General features: G+C 64.0%; 8 protein-coding genes. 5 read left to right on the top strand and 3 right to left on the bottom strand.

The window, feature by feature from the left end; translation table 11 throughout:
- Window positions 1–23 precede the first annotated feature (23 nt).
- From dsbG to dsbD, 3 genes are read right to left on the bottom strand one after another with little or no spacing between them, the layout of a single operon-like run.
- Entirely contained in the window at window positions 24–785 is a 762-nt protein-coding gene (gene dsbG, locus AC07W7_RS11270; protein WP_076963779.1) for a thiol:disulfide interchange protein DsbG, read from the bottom strand.
- A complete protein-coding gene (locus AC07W7_RS11275) occupies window positions 761–1,630 on the bottom strand; it encodes a TlpA family protein disulfide reductase (protein ID WP_495039326.1) in 870 nt (289 codons plus the stop codon). Before AC07W7_RS11275 ends, dsbG begins: the two co-directional genes overlap by 25 nt.
- The gene (gene dsbD, locus AC07W7_RS11280) at window positions 1,630–3,360 is read right to left on the bottom strand and encodes a protein-disulfide reductase DsbD (protein WP_495039327.1); all 1,731 of its coding nucleotides are present in this window, start codon (window positions 3,358–3,360) and stop codon (window positions 1,630–1,632) included. The genes AC07W7_RS11275 and dsbD overlap by 1 nt, the downstream gene beginning before the upstream one ends.
- A 173-nt stretch (window positions 3,361–3,533) precedes the next feature.
- On the opposite strand from dsbD, the gene AC07W7_RS11285 reads away from it, so the two are divergent.
- From AC07W7_RS11285 to AC07W7_RS11305, 5 genes are all read left to right on the top strand, one after another.
- Window positions 3,534–4,214 carry a response regulator gene (locus AC07W7_RS11285; RefSeq protein WP_495039328.1) on the top strand — a complete coding sequence of 227 codons (681 nt, stop codon included), beginning with the start codon at window positions 3,534–3,536 and terminating at the stop codon, window positions 4,212–4,214.
- Window positions 4,214–5,533 carry an ATP-binding protein gene (locus AC07W7_RS11290; protein WP_099170454.1) on the top strand — a complete coding sequence of 440 codons (1,320 nt, stop codon included), beginning with the start codon at window positions 4,214–4,216 and terminating at the stop codon, window positions 5,531–5,533. The genes AC07W7_RS11285 and AC07W7_RS11290 overlap by 1 nt, the downstream gene beginning before the upstream one ends.
- Before the next feature lie 123 nt (window positions 5,534–5,656).
- Window positions 5,657–6,430 (top strand): N-acetylmuramoyl-L-alanine amidase, encoded by a 774-nt coding sequence (locus AC07W7_RS11295; protein WP_495039329.1) that lies wholly within the window; start codon window positions 5,657–5,659, stop codon window positions 6,428–6,430.
- Between the two features lie 142 nt (window positions 6,431–6,572).
- Window positions 6,573–7,985, top strand: coding sequence for an aspartate aminotransferase family protein (locus tag AC07W7_RS11300; RefSeq protein ID WP_076963773.1), 1,413 nt, complete (start codon window positions 6,573–6,575; stop codon window positions 7,983–7,985).
- Between the two features lie 79 nt (window positions 7,986–8,064).
- On the top strand, window positions 8,065–8,289 hold the full coding sequence (locus tag AC07W7_RS11305; RefSeq protein ID WP_032862749.1) for an MbtH family protein: 225 nt from the start codon (window positions 8,065–8,067) through the stop codon (window positions 8,287–8,289).
- The last annotated feature ends 176 nt before the right edge of the window (window positions 8,290–8,465 follow it).

Below are 8,465 nucleotides of genomic sequence, written 5' to 3' on the forward strand. Positions count from 1 at the left end.
GGGTTGCCTGTGGTTAGCCCGAGTCATTTGCTGCCAAGGATTTTCCCCAACTTATCCGGCGACGGCGCCCCTTGCTGTTGCTGCAACTGACCCTTGTCATCCAGATAGAAAATCGCCGGGGTGGCCGACAACTCCAGCTCCTCCATCAGCTTCATATTGGCATCGAGCTTGGCCTGGATCTGGGCGGGGATCTTGTTCAGTGCCTTGAGCTTGCTGGCTTTACCCGCCGACTCATGTTCTTCCAGGGCCTTGGCCGTATCGTTGCTGGCCAGCAGCGCCGCCGATTTGCCCGGGCTGTCCTCGCGGATAATCCCCACCATGATGTGGCGCAATTGCACCTTGCCGGCCTTGACCCAAGGCCGCGCCTGTTCCCAGAACATGTTGCAGTAGGGGCAGTTGGGGTCGCTGAACAGGTAGACGGTGCGCGGCGCATTTTTATCGCCGTCCTGGATCCAGCTGCTCTGCTCCATCTTGGCCCAGATTTCCTTGGCCATGGGGGCGTAGACCAGCTTTTCCAGGGGCGCGGTGCTCAGGTCATTGCCCTTGGCGTCGTACAGGTTGCCGGCCAGCACGTGCTGGCCGTCGGCGGTCAGGTACAGCGCCATGCCGCGGTTCTGGTATTGCGCGGCATAGCCCTTGAGCCCGCCCGGTGCATCGAAGCTACCGATGATCTTGGCACCCTTGGCTTCGATCTGTTTGATCGGTGCCGGCCATTCTTCGGCATGGGCGAGGCTGGCGGCGAGGGTCAGGGGCAGTAGGGTCAGCAGGTGGCGGAGGTGGGGCATAAGGGTTTCCTTGCAGGGGCCGTCTTGGCGGCAGTCGAGTCCGTGGGGGCGAAAGATTCCATGGCGCGGGCCAGGCTGGCCTGGGACAACTCGCCCAGGTGGCTGTTGATCAGCCGGCCATCGGCTTGATAGAAGAGGGTGGTGGGCAGGGCCATGGAGCCCACGGCCTGGCCCAGGCGGCCGCTGGCGTCGAACAGCACGTTGTCCAGGTTCAGGCCCTGGGTGGCCAGGTAGGTGCTGACGCTTTGCATGCTTTCGGCCTGGTTGACGAACAGGAAGGTCACATCCGGCCGTTGTTTCTGGGCGTTTTCCAGCACCGGCATTTCCCGTCGGCAGGGCGGGCACCAGGTGGCCCACAGGTTGATCACCAGCGGGCCGCCCTGGTAGTCGGCCAGTTGCACGGTTTCGCCATCGGCATTGCGCAGGGCGATATCCGGCAGGCGCGTGCCTTTTTCGTAGATATTCAACGAGAAACTGGCCAGCGCCCAGAAGGCCAGGCCGCTGACCACACCGGCCGTGAGCGGTTTGCGCAGGGCCGGGCGGCGCCAGCTCCACAGCAGGGTGGCGATGATCAGCACGATCACCCCAGGCCAGGCCAGGAAACCGCCGTCGCGCAGGTCGACGATCTGCAGCGGGTCGTCGCGGTAGTACGACCAGTACATCAGCACAAAACCGATACGCGCACTGAGCATGCCCAGCAGGAACAGGCTGAACAGCACGGATTCGGGGTTTTCACCGCCTCGCTTGGCCACGCGCCAGCCCACCAGGGTGGCGAGGATCAGCGCACTGATCAGCAGCAGGTGGTTCAAGGCGATGGCGAAGGTGCCGATGGTCAAGGTCAGCATCAGCGGGCGTCCCGGGTCTGGGTCCAGCGTTGCAGGAAGGCGGCGGCATCCACTTCGCCAGTGATGCGTTGGGCGCGGCGCTCTTCACCGTCCGGGCCGATCCACACAAAGCTCGGTGGGCCGGGGACTTTGTAGCGGCCCAGCAGTTCGCGGCTGGCGGCGTTGTCGGCGGTGACGTCCAGGCGCAGCAGGCGCACGTTCTTCAGGGCGTCCAGCACTTCGGCTTTGCCGAACACCTGTTTTTCCATGATCTTGCACGATACGCACCAGTCGGCGTAGTAGTCCAGCAGCACCCATTGGCCCTGGGCCTTGGCGCTGTCGAGCTGGGCTTGCAGGGCTATCGGATCGTTGACGGTGATAAAGCTGTCATGGGCGCTCGGCGCGCCAGCGACCGGCGAGCCGCCGAAAACCTTGAGCGGCTGATAGAGATCATCGCTACCACCGGCGGCGCCGATCACCAGGATCGCGCCCCACAACCCCAGGACCAGGGAACCGGCACCCAGGGCCCTGGCGACCAGCCCGTACTCGCGGGCCAGGCTCCAGCCGCAGTAGGCCATGACCAGGGCCAGTACGCCCCACAGGCCGAGCCACAGGCTTTCGTCGACGACCGGGCGAATCATCAACACGGCGGTCGCGAGGAACAGGAAGCCAAACACGCCCTTGAGCACATTCATCCAGTTGCCCGGTTTGGGCAGGAAGCGATTGCCCACCGTCACCAGCAACAGCAGGGGCACACCGATACCGATGCCCATGGCAAACAGGATCAGGCCGCCGTGCAGGGCATTGCCGCTTTGTGCGATATACAGCAGGGCGCCGGCCAGGGGGGCGGTCATGCACGGGCCCACCAGCAGGCCGGACAAGGCGCCGAGCACCCCGGCGCCGACCAGGCTGCCGCCACGTTGCTGGCGGGTGGCGTTGTCCAGGCGATCGCGCAGGAAAGCCGGCAATTGCAGTTCAAAGAAACCGAACATCGGCAGGGAGAGAATCACAAACAAGGCGGCAAAGCTGCCGAGGATCCACGGGGTTTGCAGCAGCGCGGCCAGGTTGCTGCCGGCCAGCGCGGCCAGCACGCCGAGGGCGGCATACACCAGGGCCATGCACACCACATAACTGGTGGCCATGGCAAAACCACGGCGTGGGCTGGCACCGCTGCCCACCACCAGGCCAGCCAGGATCGGCAGCATCGGCAGCGAACAGGGGGCAAACGCCAGCAACAGGCCCAGGCCAAAGAACACCAGCAGGCTCCAGCCCAGGCTGCGTTGTTGCAGGCCGCTGGCCAGGCTTTCATCCTGGGCTTCGGCGGTGGCGGCCACGGAGGGGTTGCCGCCCAGGTCCACGGTGAGCGATTGCGGCGGGTAGCACAGGCCGGCATCGGCACAGCCCTGCCAGCCCAGTTTCACCTGGCCGGTGGCGCCGGCCGGGAGCTTCACTTCCAGGCCCTGGCGATACACCTGTTGCTCACCAAAGAACTCGTCGCTATGGGCCTCGCCCTGGGGCAACACCGGTTGCTCGGCCAGGCCCTCGAACTTCATGCGTTGCTGGTACAGGTAATAACCATCGGCAATCTGCCAATACAGCTGGGTTTCACCGGAAGCCAGGCGCTCGGAGGTGAAGGTGAAGGCCTTGCCCACCGGGAGGAATTCGGTTTTGGTCTCGAACGGATTGCTGCCAGGCGCGGCCTGGGCCAATCCAGTGAAAAATACCAGCAGGAAGATAAACAGATGCCGCATGGTCAAGCCTTAGTTCGATGCAAGTGGAGCACACAATGTGGGGTGCTGATTAACCGATGATTAACCGGGCTATATTCTAGAGTGTAGGGATTTTCGGAGCGCGGATCTTTTGCCTGCATAATGCACGCTTAATCCGCCCACCTTTCAATCAGCATTTTTGCAAAGGGTTCAGCATGCACGTACTGGTCTGTGAAGACGATGACCTGATCGCCAGTGGCATCGTTGCCGGTCTCGGCGCCCAGGGCTTTACGGTCGAGCGCGTAGCCACGGCCGCCGCCGCGCGGGCGATGCTCAAGGCGGCGGAGTTCGACATCATGGTGCTCGACCTCGGCCTGCCGGATGAAGACGGCCTGAAACTGCTGCAGCAACAGCGTAGCGCGGGCCTGGAGATTCCGGTGTTGATCCTCACCGCGCGGGATTCGGTGACCAACCGTGTCGATGGCCTGCAAGCCGGTGCCGATGACTACCTGCTCAAGCCCTTCGACCTGCGCGAACTGGCCGCGCGCCTGCAAACCCTGTTGCGCCGGGTGGCCGGGCGCAGCGTCAACCTGATCGAACATGGCCGGCTGAGCTACAACCCCAGCAGCCGCGAAACCCTGCTGGGTGGCCAGCCCGTGGACCTGTCGCGTCGCGAACAGGCCCTGTTGCAGGCCCTGCTGCACAACCGTGGCCGGGTGCTGTCCAGCGAGCAGCTCAAGGACAGCGTCTATGGCTTCAACGATGAATTGGAAAGCAACGCCTTGAACGTGCATATCCACCACCTGCGCCGCAAGTTGGGCAACGGCATTGTCGAAACCGTGCGCGGCCTGGGCTATCGCCTGGGCCCGGCGGGCGGTGGAGAGGACGCCTCGTGATGAGCCTGCGTCTGCGCCTGACCTTCAAGTTGGGCGCTGCTTTTGTGCTGATCTGGGTGCTGGCGGCGGCCTGGATGCTCAACGACCTGCGCAATCAGATGATGTTTTCCCTGGACCAGCGCCTGGTGGCTTCGGCGCGCATGGTGGCCGGGCTGATGGAGCAGATGCCGGGCCTGGCCAGCGTGGGCGAGGGCAAGCGTTTTGGCGCCGAGCAACTGAATGTGCCGGGTGGCATGGCGTGCCAGGTCAGCTCATTGCGTGGCGAAATCCTGGCCCGTAACCACAACACCCCGGACCAGGGCCTGGAATCCCGGCAAAGTGGCTTTCGCGACCAGATCATCGACGGTGCCGCCTGGCGCAGCTTTACCCTGGCCCGTGGCGATTTGTTCATCACCACGGCGGATCGCCAGGTAGAGCGCGAGGCGTTGAACCTGTCGATCCTGCTGGCGGCCTCGGTGCCGGTGGGCGTGGCCCTGCTCGGCTGCCTGTGCCTGTTGTGGCTGGGGATCGGCCAGAGCCTGGTGCCGCTCAACCGCATGCGCGACGCCTTGATGCGCCGCAGCGCCGACTCCCTTGAGCCCTTGCAGATTCACCCGTTGCCCAGCGAACTCAAGCCGTTGCTCGACACCCAGAACCAACTGTTGCAACGCATCGCCAAGACCATCGAACGCGAGCGCCGGCTGACCGGCGATGCCGCCCACGAGCTGCGCAGCCCGCTCACGGCGATCAAGACCCACCTGCAAGTGGCGCGCATGACCGACGGCGCCGCCCGTGACCAATCCCTGGCCCATGCCGAGGAGGGCGCCGACCGCCTGCATCGCACCCTGGAGCAATTGCTGCTGCTGGCGCGGGTCGAGGGCAGCTTGTCGTTTGACGACGGTTTGCAGTCCAGCGCCGAGCAAGTGGCGCGCCTGGCGATCCAGGACGCCCATGCCGGCGACAACCGGCGTATCGACCTGGTCCTGCCGGACAACCTGCCCGATAACCCGGTGGAAATGCCCGTGGGCCTGGCAGTTGCCGCCTTGCGCAACCTGTTGGATAACGCCCTGCGCCATACCCCGGCCGAGACGCGGGTGCAATTGAGCGTGTTTACCCAGGGCCATCAAGTGGTGTTCCGCGTGCGCGACCATGGCGCGCCGATCTCCAGCGAAGACCTGCAGCACCTGACCGAGCGTTTCTGGCGCAATGGCAACAGCGGCGGTTGTGGCCTGGGCCTGGCCATTGTGCAGGCGATTGTCCAGCGCTGTTCCTGTTCCCTGGTCTTCGACAGTCAGCCCGACGGCCTGCGGGTCGATCTGGGGATGCCGTTGCGCCGCTGATCCTTGCTTGCACACACATAACTACCGCCATCCTCAGGCCCGACGCTTCAGGATGGCGTTAATTTTTGTGTTTGCAGGTTTGCCGGCTGAATGACTCAGCCTGTATTGAAAAGGACAGCGCTTATGTTGGTCATCGATTCCACTTATCCCGCCAAGGATTTTAATGCGCGCAATGGCGAAGCCGTGCGCCAGTTGGTGGTGCATTACACCGCCGCGCCCTTTGCCTCCTCCCTGCGCACCCTGACGCAGCTGGGTGTCAGCGCCCATTACCTGTTGCCCGATCCCCGTGAGGCCAGCTACCGAAACGCCGGCTACGACGAACTGCGGGTGTTCCAGTTGGTGGACGAGCGCCAGCGGGCCTGGCATGCGGGCGCCAGCCATTGGGCGGGCCGCGATAACGTCAACAGTCGTTCCATCGGCATCGAGATCGTCAATCTGGCCCGCGATGAGGGCGGTGTATTGACCTTTCCGGCCTATGACCTGGAGCAGATCGCCGTGCTGATCGCCCTGATCCGCGATATTTGCGCCCGTCATCCGCAGATCGGCGCCAGGGATATCGTCGGCCATGCGGATGTGGCGTTCTGGCGCAAAAGTGACCCGGGGCCACGCTTGCCCTGGCACGATTTGTTCGAGGCCGGCATTGGCGCCTGGTTCGATGAAGAGGTCAAAAATGCCTATGTGCGGCGCTTTCGCCTGGGGTTGCCCCAGGAGGTGGAGGTCGAACGGGCCTTCCAGCGCTATGGCTACGCCCCGGCAAAAAACCGCCAGGCGTTCGAGCAGCGGGTGCGGGCCTTCCAGATGCACTTCCGGCCCGCCGACTATCGTGGGCAGCTCGATATCGAGACCTGCGCGATTCTTTATGCGTTGAATGAAAAGTACACCAGCGCCGGCGAGTGACCGGCTATTTGCCGGTTTTTCGCAGGCGCTGGTGTAAATCCCCGCGCCGCTGAAGCGTTTCCAGAACAGGAAACCCGTGTGCACGCCACATCAACGGGTTGGCAGTTTGGTCACCATCATTCGCGTATTGAGGGATCTAGAGATGTCAGTCGCTACCAGTCGCATTGAAGAGTTGCAGGTGTCGGCCAGCCCGACTCCGGTGGAAACGCTGTACCAGTTCGATGAATCACCGCTGCTGGCCCGCCAGCGCCTGCAGGAGTCCAATGCCCGCAGCTACCCGCGGCGCATCCCCCTGGCGCTCAAGCGGGCCAAGGGCATTTATGTCGAGGACGTTGAGGGTCGCAGCTTTATCGACTGCCTGGCCGGGGCCGGAACATTGGCCCTGGGGCATAACCATCCGGTGGTGATCGAGGCGATCCAGCAGGTGCTGCTGGACGAATTGCCCCTGCATACCCTGGACTTGACCACACCGGTCAAGGACCAGTTTGTGCAGGACCTGTTCAGCCTGTTGCCCGTGGAACTGGCGCGGGAGGCAAAGATCCAGTTTTGCGGCCCCACCGGCACCGATGCGGTGGAAGCGGCGCTGAAACTGGTGCGCACCGCCACGGGGCGCAGCACGGTGCTGTCGTTCCAGGGCGGTTACCACGGCATGAGCCAGGGCGCGTTGAGCCTGATGGGCAGCCTGGGGCCGAAAAAGCCGTTGGGGGCCTTGCTGGCCAATGGCGTGCAATTCTTGCCATTCCCTTACGACTACCGGTGCCCGTTCGGCCTGGGTGGGGCCGAGGGGGTCAAGGTCAACCTGCATTACCTGGAAAACCTGCTCAATGACCCGGAGGCCGGGGTGTTGCTGCCGGCGGCGGTGATCGTTGAAGTGGTGCAGGGCGAAGGCGGCGTGATCCCGGCCGACCTCGACTGGCTGCGCGGCCTGCGGCGGATTACCGAGCAGGCCGGGGTGGCGTTGATCGTCGACGAGATCCAGAGCGGTTTCGGGCGCACCGGCAAGATGTTTGCCTTTGAACATGCTGGCATTGTGCCTGATGTGGTGGTGCTGTCCAAAGCCATTGGCGGCAGCTTGCCGCTGGCGGTGGTGGTGTATCGCCAGTGGCTCGACACCTGGCTGCCGGGCGCCCATGCCGGGACCTTCCGTGGCAATCAGATGGCCATGGCGGCGGGCTCGGCGGTGATGCGCTACCTCAAGGAGCACAAGGTGGCTGACCACGCGGCGGCCATGGGTGAGCGCCTGGCTGAACACCTGCGCCTCCTGCAACGGGACTTCCCGCACCTGGGGGATATCCGCGGGCGCGGCCTGATGCTGGGTGTGGAACTGGTGAACCCGAGCGGCACGCCCGATGTCCAGGGCCACCCGCCGGTCCATCGGCAACTGGCGCCGTTGGTACAGCGCGAATGCCTCAAGCGCGGGTTGATCCTGGAGCTGGGTGGGCGCCATGGCAGTGTGGTGCGTTTCCTGCCGCCGTTGGTCATCACCGCCGCAGAAATCGACCGCGTGGCAGAACTCTTCGGGCGGGCGGTGGCGGCGGCGGTGGCCAGCCTCTAATTTTCCTGCGCCGTTGTACGTTCCTACATACATCAGCCACGCGCAGTGCGTGGCAGCCTTTAAGTGACGGAGAACCGCAATGACCTCAGTATTTGACCGCGAAGACATCCTGTTCCAGGTAGTGGTCAACCATGAAGAACAGTATTCCATCTGGCCCGACTACAAGGCCGTGCCAGAAGGCTGGCGCACCGTGGGTAAAAGTGGGATGAAGAAAGAGTGCCTGGCCTATATCGAAGAAGTGTGGACCGATATGCGCCCGCTGAGCCTGCGCCAGAAGATGGACGCCCAGGTTGTTGCTGGCTGAACACAAACAAATGTGGGAGCGGGCTTGTGTGGGAGCGGGCAAGCCCTAATGCCGATCAGTTAAGCGAACGCAATGCTCAAAGCAGCGCAGATCAAATGTGGGAGCGGGGGGGGGGGGGGGGGGGGGGGGGGGGGGGGGGAGGGGGGGGGGGGGGGGGGGGGGGGGGGGGGGGGGGG

The organism is Pseudomonas sp. GW821-FHT01D09, assembly GCF_059422465.1.